This is a genomic window from Kribbella voronezhensis (assembly GCF_004365175.1).
GTDB classification, from domain to species: domain Bacteria; phylum Actinomycetota; class Actinomycetes; order Propionibacteriales; family Kribbellaceae; genus Kribbella; species Kribbella voronezhensis.
Map to the genome: position 1 here is coordinate 2,645,705 of NZ_SOCE01000001.1, position 14,707 is coordinate 2,660,411.

A 14,707-nucleotide genomic window follows, 5' to 3' on the forward strand; every position below is an offset into this window, starting at 1 on the left:
CCGCTTGGTCAGCGCACCCAGGCTGCGGTGTCGGTGGGGAGTCTGCCGTTCTCCAGCGGGTTGCTGGCGAGCAGCAGGTCGGTGTGTGGCGGTAGGTCGACCGGGGCGGGGCTGAGGTTGGTGATGCACTTCAGGCCAGAGTCGCGGGCGAACAGCAGGACGCCCGGAGGCGCGTCGAGCCAGGTGAGGGTGCCGTCGCCGAGATCCGTCCGCCGGATGCGCAGGCCGTTGCGGTAGAGGGTGAGCATCGAGTTCTGGTCGTCGTGCTGGGACTCGACGGTGAGGTTCTTCCAGTCGGCGGGTTGCGGCAACCACGGCGTACCGGAGCCGAAGCCGAACGGGGGCTCCTGGCCCGACCACGGGATCGGGACCCGGCAGCCGTCACGACCACGGTCGGTGCCGCCGGAGCGGACCCAGAGCGGGTCCTGGAGCAGCTCGTCGGGCAGGTTCTCGACCTCGGGCAGGCCGAGTTCCTCACCCTGGTAGACATACAGCCCACCTGGCAATGCCATCGCGAGCAATGCGGCAGCGCGGGCTCGGCGCTCACCGAGCACCGGGTCGGTCACCATCCCGTGCTTGCGGTCCTGGTGCGAGAACGAGGTGTCCGGACGCCCGTACTTCGTGACAGGCCGGGTCACGTCATGGTTCGACAGGACCCAGGTCGGCGGCGCTCCGATCGGCACGTGGGTCGTCAGCGTGAGGTCGATCGAGGCGCGCAGTTCGCCGGCGTCCCACGGCCGGGACAGGAAGTCGAAGTTGAACGCGGTCTGCATCTCGTCCGGGCGCAGGTACAGCGCGAACCGCTCCTGGTCCGGCATCCACATCTCGCCGACCAGGAAGCGCCCCTCGTAGGAGTCGGTGATCTGCCGCCAGCCGCGGTACACGTCGTGCACCTCGTCGTGGTCGGTGTAGGACTCCTCGACCCTGTCGAGATCCTTGAACAGCACGGCCGCACTGTCGATCCGGATGCCGTCCACGCCGCGATCCAGCCAGAACCGCAGAATCGAGTGGAACTCTTCGATCACCTCAGGGTTACGCCAGTTGAAGTCCGGCTGCTCGGGCGCGAACAGGTGCAGGTACCACTCGCCGTCGTCGACCTGGGTCCAGGCCGGACCGTTGAAGATCGACTGCCAGTCGTTCGGCGGCAGCCCGCCGGCGCGGCCGGGCCGGAAGATGAACCGCTCCCGCTCGGGCGAACCAGGACCCGCCGCCAGCGCGGCGACGAACCAGTCCTGCTGGTCCGAGCCGTGGTTCGGGACGATGTCGATGATGGTCCGGATCCCCAGCGCGTGGGCCTCGGCGATGTAGTCCTCCGCCTCGGTGAGGGTGCCGAAGCTCGGCTCGATCGCGCGGTAGTCGGCCACGTCGTACCCGCCGTCAGCCATCGGCGACGGGTACCACGGGTTCAGCCAGATCGCGTCGACGCCGAGCTCGGCCAGGTAGGGCAGCTTCGCCCGCAGTCCGGCCAGGTCGCCGATCCCGTCACCGTTGCCGTCGGCAAAGCTGCGGAGGTACACCTGGTAGATCGCCGCTCCGCGCCACCACGTATCCGACATTGCTTCTCCTTTGGGGGTTGGGGGATCAGCCTTTGAGGCTTCCGGCGGTGAGACCCGCCATGATGCTGCGCTGGAACACGAAGAAAACAAGGATCGTCGGCAGGCTCGCGATCACCAGCGAGGCGATCAGGACGTTCTGCGGCATCTGCGCGGACAGCGACGCGATGCCGACACTGATCGACATCTTGTCGGTCTCCGGCAGCACCAGCAGCGGCCAGACGAAGTCCTTCCAGACCGTCACCACCGACAGGATGGAGACGACGCCCAGGATCGGCCGGGAGACCGGCAGGACGATCGACCACAGGATCCGCATCGGCGACGCGCCGTCGATCTCGGCCGCCTCCAGGAGTTCGCGCGGGATCGAGTCGAAGAACCGCTTGAGCAGGAAGATGAAGAAGCCGTTCGCTGCCGCCGGCAACCAGATCGCCCAGGGGGTGTTGAGCAGATCGAAGTGGAACAGCGGCACGTCCTTCGCGACCAGATAGGTCGGCAGCAGCAGCACCATCGGCGGGATCATCAGCGTGGCCAGCATCAGCCCGAGGATCAGCTTGCCGAAGAACGGCCGCAGCTTGGACAACGCGTACGCCGCGGTCACGTCGACCGCGAGCGTGAAGAGCCACGCGCCACCGGCGTACAGGGCGGTGTTCTTCAGGAAGACGCCGAGTTGCAACTGGTCCCAGGCGTCGGCGTAGACGCCGAAGTCGAAGTGCTTCGGGAAGAAGCTCGGCGGGATCTGCGCCAGCTCTTCCGGCGACTTCAGCGCACCGGTCACCATCCAGTACAGCGGGAACACGAAGGCCAGCGTGAACCCGATCACCACGACGACCAGGATCGTCCAGTAGACCAGCTTGCCGTGCCAGGTCTGCAGCGACATCGGCGAGACAAGGCTGCGGGTTTCGTAGCCGCGTCCCTTGTCCTTCTTCTTCCTGGTACCGCGACGTGCCGGTGTGGGCGTGGTTGCCTCGAGCAACGGTGGCGGGTTGAGGGTGGTGGTCATCGTCGCTCCTAGCTCTGGTTGTCCCGCGAGACCCGCAGGTAGATCGCCGAGAACACCATCAGCACCACCATCAGCATCAGACCGAGTGCGCCGCCGCCGCCGAAGTCGCCGAAGTTGAAGGCGTACTGGTACATCAGGTAGGCGACGGTGACGGTCGCGTTCTCCGGTCCACCGCCGGTCAGCAGGTACGGCTCGATGAACACCTGCATGGTGGCGACGACCTGCAGGAGCAGCATCACCAACAAGATCAGCTTGGTCTGCGGGACCGTGACGTGCCAGACGCGGCGGAACAGCCCGGCGCCATCCAGCTCGGCGGATTCGTACAGTTCACCCGGGATGCTCTGCAGGGCCGCGAGGTAGATCAGGGTTCCGGTGCCGAGGTTCATCCAGGTCGACACGATGACCAGCGAGATCAACGCAGTACTGGTCGAGTCCAGCCAGCTCAGTGGTGGGATCCCGAAGCCGTCCAGGATCTGGTTGAACAGACCGGCGCCGGGATCGTAGAACCACTTGAACAGCAGGACGCCGACGGCAGGTGGGAGCATCACCGGGAGATAGACGACGAAGCGCAGGTACGCCTTCGCGTGCCGGAGCTCGTTCAGCACGACGGCGAGCACGAACGGTACGGCGTACCCGACCACCAGGGCCAGGCCGCTGAACGCGGCGGTGTTGAGCCAGGCCGACCGGAACGCCGAGTCCGCGAAGACGGTCCGGAAGTTGTCGAAGCCGACCCACTGGGCCGGGTCGACGAAGTTGGTGCTCTGGAAGCTCAGGATGATCTCGCGGATCATCGGATACCAGGAGAAGAAGGCGAAGCAGATCAAGGCGCCGCAGAGGAACCCGTACGCCGTGAGGTTCCTGCCGACCGCGCGGCGCGCCGCTCCCTGGGGAAGGGAGCGGCGCACCGGCGGTTTCGCGGTCAGTACCGCCATCAGCTGTTCTTGGCGAGGATCTTGTCGGCCTTCGACGCGGCATCGGCGAGGAGCTTGTCGATATCGGCGTCCTTGCGGGTCAGTACCGCGGACATCGCCACGTCGAGGACGGCGTACAGCTCCTGCGCCTTCGGCGGCTCGAGCTTGTTGGTGATGCTCGCCTGCGCGGTCACGTACGGCGTGAAGTGCTCGACCGGCACCGTGGCGAACTGCTTGCGCAGCGCAACGATCTGCTTGCCGGGCGCCGAGTCGCCGTACAGGTCCGGGATCGGCAGGCCGACCGGGCGACCCTGCGCCTTGGCCCGCTCGTAGTTGAACTGGCCCTTGCCCGGCGTCAGCTCGTGGAACTCCAGCCACAGCAGGCCGGCCTTGATCTTCTCCGGCGTGGCCTTCGGGTTGAACATGTACCCGTCGCCGCCGCTCAGCGACGCCTTGCCCTCGGACTCCGGCACCGCGGCGACGCCGTAGTCGTCGAACTTGCCCTGGAAGTCGTTGTTCACCGACTGCACCACGTCGGGCGCGCCGATCATCATGCCCAGCTTGCCGGAGCCCATCATCCGCATCAGGTCTTCCCACTGCAGCAGTTGCTTGGTGCCCATGCTGTTGTCGTCCCAGCGCATCTGCTTGAGGTTCTCCAGCACGGCCTTGCCCTCGGGGCTGTTGAACGCCGCGCTCTTGCCGTCGTCGCTCACCATCGACCCACCCCGTGCATACAGAGAAGCGGCGAAGTGCCAGCCACCGGTGTTGCCCGCGCTGTACTCACCGAAGCCGGTGTAGCCGGCGCCGAGAGCGGAGATCTTCTTCGCCGCCTCGTGCACCTCGGCCCAGGTCTTCGGCGGCGCGTCCGGGTTGAGCCCGGCCTGGGTGAACAGCTTGCGGTTGTAGACCAGGCCCATGTTGTAGTTGTTGCGCGGGATGCCGTAGGTCTTGTCGCCGTCGGCGAAGACACCCTTGACGTCCGGCCGGACGTCGGCGAGGGCCTTGACGCTACCGACGTACGGTGTGATGTCGGCGGCCTGCTTCGCCTTGATGATCTTCTGGACGTCGGTGTAGTAGACGTAGAAGACGTCCTCCTGCGTCCCGCCCGCCAGCTTCGCCTGGAACGTGTCCGGGTTGATGCAGGGGAAGGCGTCCTTGCTCTCGATGGTGATGTTCGGGTGCAACTGCTGGAACGCGGTGACATCCTCCTCCCAGCCGGCCCGTTCCTTCGGGTTGCTCTTCGGCGGCTCGCAGCCGACCGTGATGGTCACCTTGGCGTCGGCTCCACCCGAGCTCTGCGCCGCCGGCTTGTCGTCCGATCCACAGGACGCGGCCGCCAGGCCCAGCCCTGCCACGAGCAGCAAGCTCAGCGCCCTGCGGTGGCTCGTAGTCCTCATCGATCTGCCCTTCTGCTGGCGAGGGCGACATCCGTCCCGCCCCTCTGATGTGGGCCACACCGTAGGCAACACGACCGGATCAGCGCAATACTTCAACCTCAAGTTGCAAAAACGTGACTCGTCAGCGGAACTTGCGGGTATAGCAAAGGGCCAGCGCCGCTCGATCGCGGCACTGGCCCTTCGTAGTCAGTCAGTAACAGCCCGTACTTCGTTGTCGCGCGAGGAGTCTGTCGTTGTCAGGTCGCGGCGACCGACGTCCTCACTCGAGCCGTCGAGGCGCGGACGACCAGCTCCGGCTCGAAGAGCAGCTCGTCGGCCGGCACCGCCGCACGCTCGATCAGGGCGACCAGCATGTCGACCGCCGCCCGGCCCATCGCGTCGATCGGCTGCCGGACCGTGGTGAGGGGCGGGTCGGTGCAGTTCATCATCGCGGAGTCGTCGTAGCCGATCACCGAGACATCGTCGGGCACCGAGAGACCGGCCCGGCGTACGGCGCGGATCGCACCGAGCGCGAGGATGTCGCTGGCGCAGACGATGCCGGTCACGCCGTGCTTGACCAGCCGGGTCGCGGCCGCATGGCCGCCCTCGAGCGAGAACATGGTGTGCTCGACCAGTTCGGGATCGGCCTCCGGCGAGGCGAGGAACGCGTCCAGCTTGCGGCGCGACGGGATGTGATCCCGCGGGCCGAGCACCATACCGATCTTCTGGTGCCCGAGCGCGCGGAGATGTCCGATCGCCATCTCGGCGGCCACCACGTCGTCCGACGACACCTGCGGGAACCCGAGATGGTCGACGGCCGCGTTGACCAGCACGGTCGGCAGCCGGCGCTCCTGGATCAGCTCGTAGTGCGCATGGGGTGCGTCGGCCTGGGCGTAGAAGCCACCGGCGAACACGACCCCCGAGACCTGCTGTTGCAGGAGCAGATCCACGTAGTCGGCTTCGGACACGCCACCGACGGTCCGGGTGCAGAGCAAGGAGGTGAAACCTTGCTGCGCGAGTGCGCCGCCGACCACCTCGGCGAAGGCCGGGAAGATCGGGTTCTGCAATTCCGGCAGAACCAGGCCGACCAGCCTCGCGCGGTCGCCGCGCAACTGGGTCGGGCGCTCATATCCCAGCACGTCGAGCGCGGTCAGCACGGCCTCGCGGGTCGCCTCGGACACTCCGGGCTTCCCGTTCAGCACGCGACTCACCGTCGCTTCGCTGACCCCGACCTTCTTCGCCACCTCAGCAAGTCGTCGCGTCATAGCGCAAACACTACGCCATAATCCGCAAGAACTTGCGTCCGCTTGCGCTTTCACTGCCCAACCGCTGAATCCTCAACATTCTGCCGGAGGAAGCTGACACACTGGTCGGGTGCCTCGTTTCGTCGCCACCCGCCCTGACACCGGCCTGCTCTCGCTCCCGTGGGACATCCCGCTGGAGGACTGGCCGGAGGACCAGTTGGTCGCCCTGCCGCGCGGTATCTCGCGACACGTCGTCCGCTTCGTCCGGGTCAACGGCACCGTCTACGCGATCAAAGAGGTGATGGAACACCTCGCGATGCACGAGTACCGGCTGCTGCGGGATCTCGAACGACTCGACTCCCCCTCGGTCGAGCCCGTCGGCGTCATCACCGACCGGGTCGACCGCAACGGTGAACCGCTCGACTCGATCCTGGTCACCAAGCACCTGCAGTTCTCCCTCCCGTACCGCGCGCTGTTCTCCAGCACGCTCCGGCCGGACACGGTCAACCGGCTGATCGACGCACTGGTCGCGCTGATCGTGCGGCTGCACCTGCTCGGGTTCTTCTGGGGCGACTGCTCGCTGTCGAACACGTTGTTCCGGCGCGACGCGGGCGCGTTCGCGGCGTACCTGGTGGATGCCGAGACCGGCGAGCTGCACCAGGACATCTCCGACGGTCAGCGTGCGCACGACCTCTACACGGCCGAGATCAACCTGTTCGGCGAGCTGTCCGATCTGGAGGAGGGCGGCCTGCTCGACTCCGACATCGATCCGCTGGAGACGATCCACTCGATCACCGCGCGGTACGAGGCGCTCTGGAAGGAACTGACCGCGCCGGAGGAGTTCCACACCGACGAGATGCACCGGCTGGACTCGCGGATCCGGCGGCTGAACGAGCTCGGCTTCGACGTCGCCGAGATCGACATCATCACCGACTGGGACGGCAGCCAGGTCCGGATCCAGCCGAAGGTCGTGGACGCCGGCCACCACAGCCGCCGGTTGCTGCGACTGACCGGACTGGATGTGGAGGAGAACCAGGCCCGCCGGCTGCTGAACGACCTCGACTCCTTCGCGGCCTCGACCGACCAGCAGAACGAGGACGAAGAGATCGTCGCGCACCAATGGCTGACCGACGTCTTCGAACCAGTGGTCCGCTCGGTCCCACGCGACCTGAACCGCAAACTGGAGCCCGCCGAGGTCTTCCACGAAGTCCTCGAACACCGCTGGTTCCTGTCCGAACAGGCCGGCCACGAGATCGACACGATGGAAGCGGCCCGCTCGTACGTCGACACCGTCCTCGCCGCCAAACCGGACGAGAAGCTCACCCTCCCGCCCCCGCCCCCACCCGGCAGCACAGTCGACCCCGATCTCGACTGACGCCGACCGACCCCGGCGGCTCCGTCCCCACCGCCTGGACCACCGCCCAACCGCCCACCACCACCGTCGGACCGGTCCGAGCTACGACCTGATCAGCTTCCCGGCGCTGTCAGTGGCAACCCGAGGTCCTTCGCGGCACTCGACAAACGACGGTCGTAGGTGACGAAGGCTGTGAGGTCGTCTCCCAGTACTGCGTCCGCGGTGGCGAGGTGGATCGCATCGACTGAGCGGAGATCGAGGTCGTCGAGGTCGTCGTAGGCGGCCGCCGTGGTTCGAACCACCTCGTCGATCTCGTAGACCGCGATCCGGGCGAGCACGCCTGGGACTGCGGACAGCAGGGCCGGTTCAGTACGCCGTACAGCGCGCGGAAGCTCTACCTCGGCGAGCGCCGAGCAAACCAGCAACTCCTCCGGGCGTTCCGCGATCCAGTCGACGAGCGCATCCGACTCCACCTCGCGACGGACCAGTTTCACCAGCGCCGCCGTATCGAGGTAGATCATCAGTACCGTTCCTCGTCCCGCGACTCTTCCAGCAACTCACCGGCTTGCCGGTCGGTGCGGATCTCACCTCGGGGATGCGGCATCGGGCCACTGGTCCGCGGCATCCGGAGCTTGCCGGTTTCCAGCAGGCGCACCACCGGGGACGGTTTGGCGGGCAGCAGCCGCGCGATCACCGCGCCTCGCTCGGTGATCTCGATCTCCTCACCCTGTTTCACCCGGGCCAGCACCTTGGCCGTCTCCTGGTTCAGCACCCTGACCGGAATCTCCGCCATGACAACACTGTAGTACATATTTGTCTGACACCTCCTGCGCAGCGAATCGCCTGGTCGATTCGGCAGAGAAGTTATCCGTCGAACAGAGCAGATGAGCCTTTGTCCACAGGGTTTTTCAGCTGTTCGAGGGCTCGTCGGTCAGCGGGGTGGCATGCGGAGGGCGCCGTCGAGGCGGATGACCTCGCCGTTGAGGAGTTGGTTGGAGACGATGTGGTCGACGAGTGAGGCGTACTCCGCGGGGCGGCCGAGGCGGGCTGGGTGGGGGACCTGCTGTTCGAGGACCTTGCGGGCGTCTTCGGGGAGGCCGGCCAGCATCGGGGTCTCCATGGTGCCGGGGGCGATGGTGACGACGCGGATGCCCTTGTCGGCCAGGTCCCGGGCCGCGGTCAGGGTGAGGCCGACGATCCCGCCCTTGCTGGACGCGTACGCCGCCTGGCCGATCTGGCCGTCGTACGCCGCGATGGAGGCGGTCATCACCACGACGCCGCGGTCACCGTCCTCGTCCGGCTCGAGGGCGATCATCCGCTCGGCGGCGAGCCGGAGCACGTTGAAGGTGCCGATCAGGTTGACCTCGATCACCTGCCGGAAAGTTGCCAGCGGCAACGGTCCCTTGCGGCCGACGACCCGGCCCGGCGTCGCGATCCCCGCGCAGGTGACGACCAGGCGCAGCGCACCCAGCTCGGCGGCCACGTCCAGCGCGGCGGCCACCGCGGCTTCGTCGGTCACATCGGTCGGCACGAAGCGCACCCGCGAGCCCAGCTCCTCGGCGATCGCCTTGCCCGCCGACGAGGGCAGGTCGCAGATCACCACGCCGGCGCCGGACGCGGCGAACCGGCGTACGGTCGCCTCTCCCAGGCCGGAGCCACCACCGGTGACGAGAGCGACATCGGACGGGCCAAGCTTCATCGAACGCTCCTGAGAAGGTCGCGGCTGATCACGAGCCGCTGGATCTGGTTGGTTCCTTCGAAGATCTGGGTCACCTTCGCCTCGCGCATGTACCGCTCGGCCGGGAACTCCCGGGTGTAACCGTAGCCGCCGAGCACCTGGACGGCGTCCGTGGTCACCTTCATCGCCGCGTCCGTGCAGACCAGCTTGGCGATCGCCGCCTGTTGGGTGAACGGCCGGCCGAGATCGCGGCGGCGAGCGGCCTGCAGGTACGTCGATCGTGCGGACTCGGTCGCCGCGGCCATGTCCGCGAGCAGGAACTGGAGGCCCTGGAAGTCGGAGATCGCGTGGCCGAACTGCTTGCGCTCCTGCGCGTACGACGCCGCGAGCTCGAGCGCTGCCTGGGCGAGACCGGTCGCGCAGGCCGCGATGCCGAGCCGGCCGGAGTCGAGGGCGGACAACGCGATCCGCATCCCGGCACCTTCTTCGCCGATCAGGTTCGCCACCGGCACCCGGACGTTGTCGAAGTTGACCGTCGTCGTGGTCGATCCGGTCAGGCCCATCTTGCGTTCGGGCGCACCGAAGCTGAGCCCTTCGGACGTGGCCGGCACGTGGAAGGCGGAGATGCCGTGCTTCTGGTCGGCCGACGTCCGGGCGAAGGTCGTGTAGAAGTCGGCCTGCGAGCCGTGCGTGATCCACGACTTGGTGCCGTTGAGCACGTAGTCGTTGCCGTCGCGGACAGCCTTCGTTGTCATCCCGCTGATGTCCGAACCCGCCTGCGGCTCCGACAGCGCGTAGGCGCCGAGCAGGTCACCTCCGACCATGTCCGGAAGCAACAGCTCGCGCTGATCCGGCGTACCGAAGGTTGCGACCGCGTAGCTCGTCATGGTGTGCACGGACAGACCGACGCCGACGGACATCCAGGCGGCCGCGATCTCCTCGAGCATCTGCAGATAGACCTCGTACGGCTGCTCGGCGCCGCCGTACTGCTCGGGATAGGGCAGGCCCAGCAGGCCGGCCCGGCCGATGGTCCGGAACGCGTCGCGCGGGAACGACTCGGTCTCCTCGGCCTTGGCGGCGTACGGCGCGAGCTCGTGCTCGCACAGGTCACGGACCAGGGCCAGCAGGTCGGTGGATTCCTCGGTCGGCAGCAAGCGATCGACAGCCATTGGACACCCCTCTCAAGGCTCGTCGAAATGATACTCGTATTGATACTGAAGACCAAAGCTCCGTATCGTTCTATGCTGTCTCGATATGACAACAGTCGTCCCCGGGCGCCGCACGCGCAGGCAGTCAGAGCTGCTCGACCGGCTCCTGTCCCTGTTCCTCACCCAGGGCTTCAGCCGGTTCACCCTGGACGACCTGGCGGCCGAGCTGCGCTGCAGCAAAACGACCCTGTACGCGCTCGCGCCGAGCAAGGAACAACTTGCCGTCGAGGTGGTCAAGCACTACTTCAAGAACGCCACCGCCGAGGTGGAGTCCGCGGTCGCCAAACAGACCCGGCCGGACCGCCGGATCGCGGCGTACCTCGGTGCGGTGGCGGACGCATTGCGGCCGGCCAGCCGGACCTTCCTGGACGACGTCTCCACCTTCGCGCCGGCCCGGTCCGTGTACGAGCGGAACACCCGGATCGCGGCCGACCGGGTCCGCTCGCTGATCGAGGACGGGATCGCCGGGAAGGCGTTCCGGCAGGTCGACATCGGATTCGCCGCGGAGATGGTCGCGCACACCATGCAGGCGATCCAGCGCGGTGACATCGCCCGCCGGACCGGCCTGAGCGACGCCGAGGCGTACCGCGAACTGGCCTCCTTCGTCCTGCACTCCCTCCGCCACGACTGACCGCGGCCCGGCCGCACTCCATCAACCCCGTCTCACGCAGGCGCTGTCGACCGCCGCCGAGTTGCCCCGGTCGATAGCGTGGGGCGGATGCAGCTGAAGTTGGGGCCGTTGCTCCGGTACGTCGACGAGACGCGGGCGACCGTGTGGGTCGAGACCGACGGACCGTGCGACGTCGAGATCCTCGGGCACCGTGCACCGACCTGGTCGGTACACGGGCATCACTACGCCCTCGTGCTGATCGAAGGCCTGGAGCCCGCGAGCGAAACGCCGTACGAGGTGCTGCTCGACGGCTCGAAGGTCTGGCCGCCGGCCGACAGTCCGTACGGGCCCAGTGTGATCCGGACGCCACGGTCGGACGGGAGCTTCCGGCTGGCCTTCGGGTCCTGCCGGCGATCGGCGCCGTTCGACGAGCAGGGTTTCCAGGACTTCGGCCCGGACGCGCTCGTCGCCTTGGCCGAGCGGATGGCCGGCGACGACGGTGAGCGGCCGGACGCGCTGTTGCTGCTGGGCGATCAGGTGTACGCCGACGACCCGTCGGACGCCGTACTGGCCAAGCTCCGCGCAGCGCACGGTGGACGGCAGGACTCCGAGGTGGCCGATGAGATCGGCAACTTCGAGGAGTACACCTGGTTGTACGACGACGCGTGGCTGACGCCGGCGGTGCGCTGGCTGTTCTCGACGGTCCCGGTGTGCATGCTGCTCGACGACCACGACCTGCGCGACGACTGGAACACCTCACTGAGCTGGCGCCGCTGGGTCACCTCGCAACCGTGGTGGCACGACCGAGTGGTGGGCGCCTACGCGTCGTACTGGGTCTATCAGCACCTCGGCAACCTCTCACCGGAGCAGCTCGAGAAGGACCCGACGTACGCCGCGATGCGGGCGCTGGAGGACGAGGACGAGCGCAGTTCGTACTTGGACGCGTTCGCGTGGGAGGCGGACGACGACCCCGCCTCTACCCGCTGGAGCTTCTACCGCGACTTCGGCGCTCGCTCGAACGGCGTCCGACTGCTCGCGGTCGACTCGCGGTGCTCCCGCGAGCTGCAGCCGTCCAGGCGGGCGATGGTCGATCCGCACGAGTGGGAATGGGTACGCCGGCACACGGTCGGCGCGACCCAGCCGATCAACCATCTGCTGTTCGCGTCGACGCTGCCCTTCCTGCTCACGCCGGGCCTCCATCATCTGGAGGGCTGGAACGAGGCGGTCGCCTCCGGAGCGTGGGGCTCGCGGGCCGCCGGGGTCGGCGAGCGGATCCGGCAAGACATGGATCTGGAGCACTGGGCGTCGTTCCGGCGGTCGTTCGACGATGTGACCGAGCTGCTGACCGACCTGGTTCGCGCCGAGAACCCGCCGGCCTCGATCCTGATGCTCTCAGGCGACGTGCACTGCAGCTACCTGTCCGAAGCCGAGCTGACCGCCGTGGACCACCCCGGTACGGCGATCCGCCAGCTCACCATGTCGCCGTTCCGCAACCCGATCGGCCGGCCCATCCAGCTGGCGAACAAGGTGCTGAACACTCGCTGGATGGCCGCCTTGCTGCATCGGCTGGCCCGGTCGGCGGGGGTGCGCGACGTCGCGGCGCGCTGGCGTACGGCGTACGGGCCGTGGTTCGGGAACGGGGTGATGACGATCGTGCTGACCGGCGACCGGTGGCTGGTCGAGGTCGACCATGCCGAGCTCCGCGGCGGCCGCCAGGTGCTGCGGCGGACCGTCGCGCACGGAGGATAACCCTTACCCTCCGGATTGAGGCGTTTACATTGTGACAACTTCCGGTAGGTTCGATCACGGTTAAGTCAAGGGCGCACCCGCCCCGAGCGCGCCCTCATCGTGAGGAGGCTGACCGTGAAGTTCATCCACATCCGCCGTACCGTTGCCGTCCTGGCCACCGCCGGCCTGGCAGCAACCACCGCCATGCTGGGCACCCAGGCGACGGCCGCCCCCGTCGACCTGTCGAAGGTGTCGGCCGGCAGCATCACCTCCACGCTGAGCAAAGAGGCCGCCATCCCGGGCACCGCCTGGGTGACGCTTCCCGACGGCCGGATCATCGTGTCGTACGACGACACCGTGACCGGCGCCAAACTCAACTCGCTGACCGGCGTCACCAAGCAGTTCGGCAGCCGGATCACGCTGGAGAAGATCTCCGGCAAGCTGAGCAAGCGGATCGCCGGTGGCGACGCCATCTACGGCGGCCAGTACCGCTGCTCGCTCGGCTTCAACGTCCGCAGCGGCAGCACCTACTACTTCCTGACCGCCGGCCACTGCGGCAACATCGCCTCCAGTTGGTACTCGAACTCCAGCCACACCACGCTGCTGGGCACCACCTCCGGTTCCAGCTTCCCCGGTAACGACTACGCGATCGTGAAGTACGCGAGCTCGTACACCAACCACCCCGGCACGGTCGACCTCTACAACGGGTCGTCCCAGGACATCACCACGGCGGCCAACGCCTTCGTCGGTGAGTCGGTCAAGCGCAGCGGCAGCACGACCCACGTGCACAGCGGCACGGTCACCGGCACCAACGCCACGGTGAACTACGCCGAGGGCACGGTCACCGGTCTGATCAAGACCAACGTCTGCGCCGAAGGCGGCGACTCCGGCGGCTCGCTGTTCGACGGAACCAAGGCCCTCGGCCTGACCTCCGGCGGCAGCGGCAACTGCTCCTCCGGCGGCACCACCTTCTTCCAGCCCGTCACCGAACCCCTCTCCGTCTACGGCGTCAGCGTCTACTGATCCCGCAGACAGCACAGAACCCCGGACGGTCACCGTCCGGGGTTCTGGTGCGTTGACGACTACTGGCCGCGACGGCGGGAGATTTCGTAGAGGGCTACGCCGGTGGCGATGCCGGCGTTGAGGGATTCGGTGCTGCTGGTCATCGGGATCGACACGATCAGGTCGCAGTTCTCCCGGACCAGGCGGGCCAGGCCTTTGCCCTCGCTGCCGACGACCAGGACGATCGCCTCGGTGGCGGCCTGCAGGTCGGGGAGTTCGACCTCGCCGCCCATGTCGAGGCCGACGATCAGCAGGCCGGCGTCCTTGTAGGACTTCAGCGCGCGGTTCAGGTTCGTACAGCGGGCCACCGGGATGCGGGCCGCCGCACCGGCCGAGGTCTTCCAGGCCGACGCGGTCATCGACGCCGTACGCCGTTCCGGCACCAGCACGCCGTGCGCACCGAAGGCCGCGGCCGACCGGGTGATGGCACCCAGGTTGCGCGGGTCCGTCACGCCGTCGAGCGCGACGATCAACGGCACCTGGTCGGCGTCGTACGCGAGCCGCAGCAGGTCGTCGGGGTGCGCGTACTCGTACGGCGGGATCTGCACGGCGAGACCCTGGTGGGCCCCGTGACTGGTCAGCCGGTCCAGCTCGATCCGGGGCACCTCGAGCAGGGAGATCCCGTGCTCAACGGCGATCAGCAGCGCCTCGCGCAACCGGGCGTCGCGTTCGGTGCCCTCGGCAACATAGAGCGCGCTGACCGGTACGCCGGCGCGGAGCGCCTCGACGACCGGGTTGCGGCCGTACACCCACTCGACCGTGGACTCGGAGTCCTTGCGGTCCGGGCGGCGGCCGGTGGTGCGCTTCTCGGCGCGCTCCTTGGCCTTCGCCCGCTTGTGCGCGGGGTGCTTGGTGCGGTCCACGGCCTTCGGGGTCGGGCCCTTGCCCTCGAGTCCCCGGCGGACCCGGCCACCGGAACCGGCGGTCGGGTTGCCGCGTGGCTTCTTGCGGATCGCACCCTTGCGTTGACTACTGCCTGGCAC

The 14,707-nt window shown here is 67.7% G+C and carries 14 protein-coding genes; 4 read left to right on the forward strand and 10 right to left on the reverse strand.

The window, feature by feature from the left end:
- Window positions 1-8: 8 nt before the first annotated feature.
- From EV138_RS11950 to EV138_RS11970, 5 genes are all read right to left on the reverse strand, one after another.
- Window positions 9-1,556: a glycoside hydrolase family 13 protein gene (locus EV138_RS11950; protein ID WP_133978667.1), complete on the reverse strand. Its 1,548-nt coding sequence runs from the start codon at window positions 1,554-1,556 to the stop codon at window positions 9-11.
- A gap of 25 nt (window positions 1,557-1,581) precedes the next feature.
- On the reverse strand, window positions 1,582-2,553 hold the full coding sequence (locus EV138_RS11955; RefSeq protein WP_133978669.1) for a carbohydrate ABC transporter permease: 972 nt from the start codon (window positions 2,551-2,553) through the stop codon (window positions 1,582-1,584).
- An 8-nt stretch (window positions 2,554-2,561) separates the two neighbouring features.
- Complete coding sequence (locus EV138_RS11960; protein WP_133978671.1) at window positions 2,562-3,485, reverse strand: carbohydrate ABC transporter permease; 924 nt, start codon at window positions 3,483-3,485, stop codon at window positions 2,562-2,564.
- Window positions 3,485-4,861 (reverse strand): ABC transporter substrate-binding protein, encoded by a 1,377-nt coding sequence (locus EV138_RS11965; RefSeq protein WP_133978673.1) that lies wholly within the window; start codon window positions 4,859-4,861, stop codon window positions 3,485-3,487. Before EV138_RS11965 ends, EV138_RS11960 begins: the two co-directional genes overlap by 1 nt.
- Before the next feature lie 236 nt (window positions 4,862-5,097).
- Window positions 5,098-6,105 carry a LacI family DNA-binding transcriptional regulator gene (locus EV138_RS11970; protein ID WP_112244609.1) on the reverse strand — a complete coding sequence of 336 codons (1,008 nt, stop codon included), beginning with the start codon at window positions 6,103-6,105 and terminating at the stop codon, window positions 5,098-5,100.
- Window positions 6,106-6,214: 109 nt separating this feature from the next.
- On the opposite strand from EV138_RS11970, the gene EV138_RS11975 reads away from it, so the two are divergent.
- The gene (locus tag EV138_RS11975) at window positions 6,215-7,459 is read left to right on the forward strand and encodes a DUF4032 domain-containing protein (RefSeq protein WP_133978675.1); all 1,245 of its coding nucleotides are present in this window, start codon (window positions 6,215-6,217) and stop codon (window positions 7,457-7,459) included.
- Window positions 7,460-7,551: 92 nt separating this feature from the next.
- Here the strand turns inward: EV138_RS11975 and EV138_RS11980 are convergent, their stop codons facing one another.
- From EV138_RS11980 to EV138_RS11995, 4 genes are all read right to left on the reverse strand, one after another.
- Window positions 7,552-7,959: a type II toxin-antitoxin system VapC family toxin gene (locus EV138_RS11980; RefSeq protein WP_133978677.1), complete on the reverse strand. Its 408-nt coding sequence runs from the start codon at window positions 7,957-7,959 to the stop codon at window positions 7,552-7,554.
- A complete protein-coding gene (locus tag EV138_RS11985; RefSeq protein ID WP_166678559.1) occupies window positions 7,959-8,231 on the reverse strand; it encodes a type II toxin-antitoxin system Phd/YefM family antitoxin in 273 nt (90 codons plus the stop codon). The genes EV138_RS11980 and EV138_RS11985 overlap by 1 nt, the downstream gene beginning before the upstream one ends.
- Before the next feature lie 138 nt (window positions 8,232-8,369).
- On the reverse strand, window positions 8,370-9,137 hold the full coding sequence (locus EV138_RS11990) for an SDR family NAD(P)-dependent oxidoreductase (protein WP_133978682.1): 768 nt from the start codon (window positions 9,135-9,137) through the stop codon (window positions 8,370-8,372).
- Window positions 9,134-10,285 carry an acyl-CoA dehydrogenase family protein gene (locus EV138_RS11995; RefSeq protein ID WP_133978684.1) on the reverse strand — a complete coding sequence of 384 codons (1,152 nt, stop codon included), beginning with the start codon at window positions 10,283-10,285 and terminating at the stop codon, window positions 9,134-9,136. The genes EV138_RS11990 and EV138_RS11995 overlap by 4 nt, the downstream gene beginning before the upstream one ends.
- An 85-nt stretch (window positions 10,286-10,370) precedes the next feature.
- Here EV138_RS11995 and EV138_RS12000 point away from each other — a divergent pair, with 85 nt between their 5' ends.
- The 3 genes from EV138_RS12000 (at window position 10,371) to EV138_RS12010 (ending at window position 13,685) form a co-directional block, all read left to right on the forward strand.
- Complete coding sequence (locus EV138_RS12000) at window positions 10,371-10,955, forward strand: TetR/AcrR family transcriptional regulator (protein WP_133978685.1); 585 nt, start codon at window positions 10,371-10,373, stop codon at window positions 10,953-10,955.
- Between the two features lie 87 nt (window positions 10,956-11,042).
- A complete protein-coding gene (locus EV138_RS12005) occupies window positions 11,043-12,683 on the forward strand; it encodes a DUF7800 domain-containing protein (RefSeq protein ID WP_133978687.1) in 1,641 nt (546 codons plus the stop codon).
- Window positions 12,684-12,797: 114 nt separating this feature from the next.
- Entirely contained in the window at window positions 12,798-13,685 is an 888-nt protein-coding gene (locus EV138_RS12010; protein WP_238158078.1) for a S1 family peptidase, read from the forward strand.
- A 59-nt stretch (window positions 13,686-13,744) separates the two neighbouring features.
- Here the strand turns inward: EV138_RS12010 and rlmB are convergent, their stop codons facing one another.
- The gene (rlmB, locus tag EV138_RS12015; protein ID WP_133978689.1) at window positions 13,745-14,707 is read right to left on the reverse strand and encodes a 23S rRNA (guanosine(2251)-2'-O)-methyltransferase RlmB; all 963 of its coding nucleotides are present in this window, start codon (window positions 14,705-14,707) and stop codon (window positions 13,745-13,747) included.

Excerpts from the sequence above, each read along its gene's own strand:
- EV138_RS11950 (WP_133978667.1), bottom strand. The coding sequence starts at position 1,556 with ATGTCGGATACGTGGTGGCGCGGAGCGGCGATCTACCAGGTGTACCTC.
- EV138_RS11955 (WP_133978669.1), bottom strand. The coding sequence starts at position 2,553 with ATGACCACCACCCTCAACCCGCCACCGTTGCTCGAGGCAACCACGCCC.
- EV138_RS11960 (WP_133978671.1), bottom strand. The coding sequence starts at position 3,485 with ATGGCGGTACTGACCGCGAAACCGCCGGTGCGCCGCTCCCTTCCCCAG.
- EV138_RS11965 (WP_133978673.1), bottom strand. The coding sequence starts at position 4,861 with ATGAGGACTACGAGCCACCGCAGGGCGCTGAGCTTGCTGCTCGTGGCA.
- EV138_RS11970 (WP_112244609.1), bottom strand. The coding sequence starts at position 6,105 with ATGACGCGACGACTTGCTGAGGTGGCGAAGAAGGTCGGGGTCAGCGAA.
- EV138_RS11980 (WP_133978677.1), bottom strand. The coding sequence starts at position 7,959 with ATGATCTACCTCGATACGGCGGCGCTGGTGAAACTGGTCCGTCGCGAG.
- EV138_RS11985 (WP_166678559.1), bottom strand. The coding sequence starts at position 8,231 with ATGGCGGAGATTCCGGTCAGGGTGCTGAACCAGGAGACGGCCAAGGTG.
- EV138_RS11990 (WP_133978682.1), bottom strand. The coding sequence starts at position 9,137 with ATGAAGCTTGGCCCGTCCGATGTCGCTCTCGTCACCGGTGGTGGCTCC.
- EV138_RS11995 (WP_133978684.1), bottom strand. The coding sequence starts at position 10,285 with ATGGCTGTCGATCGCTTGCTGCCGACCGAGGAATCCACCGACCTGCTG.
- EV138_RS12000 (WP_133978685.1), top strand. The coding sequence starts at position 10,371 with ATGACAACAGTCGTCCCCGGGCGCCGCACGCGCAGGCAGTCAGAGCTG.
- EV138_RS12005 (WP_133978687.1), top strand. The coding sequence starts at position 11,043 with ATGCAGCTGAAGTTGGGGCCGTTGCTCCGGTACGTCGACGAGACGCGG.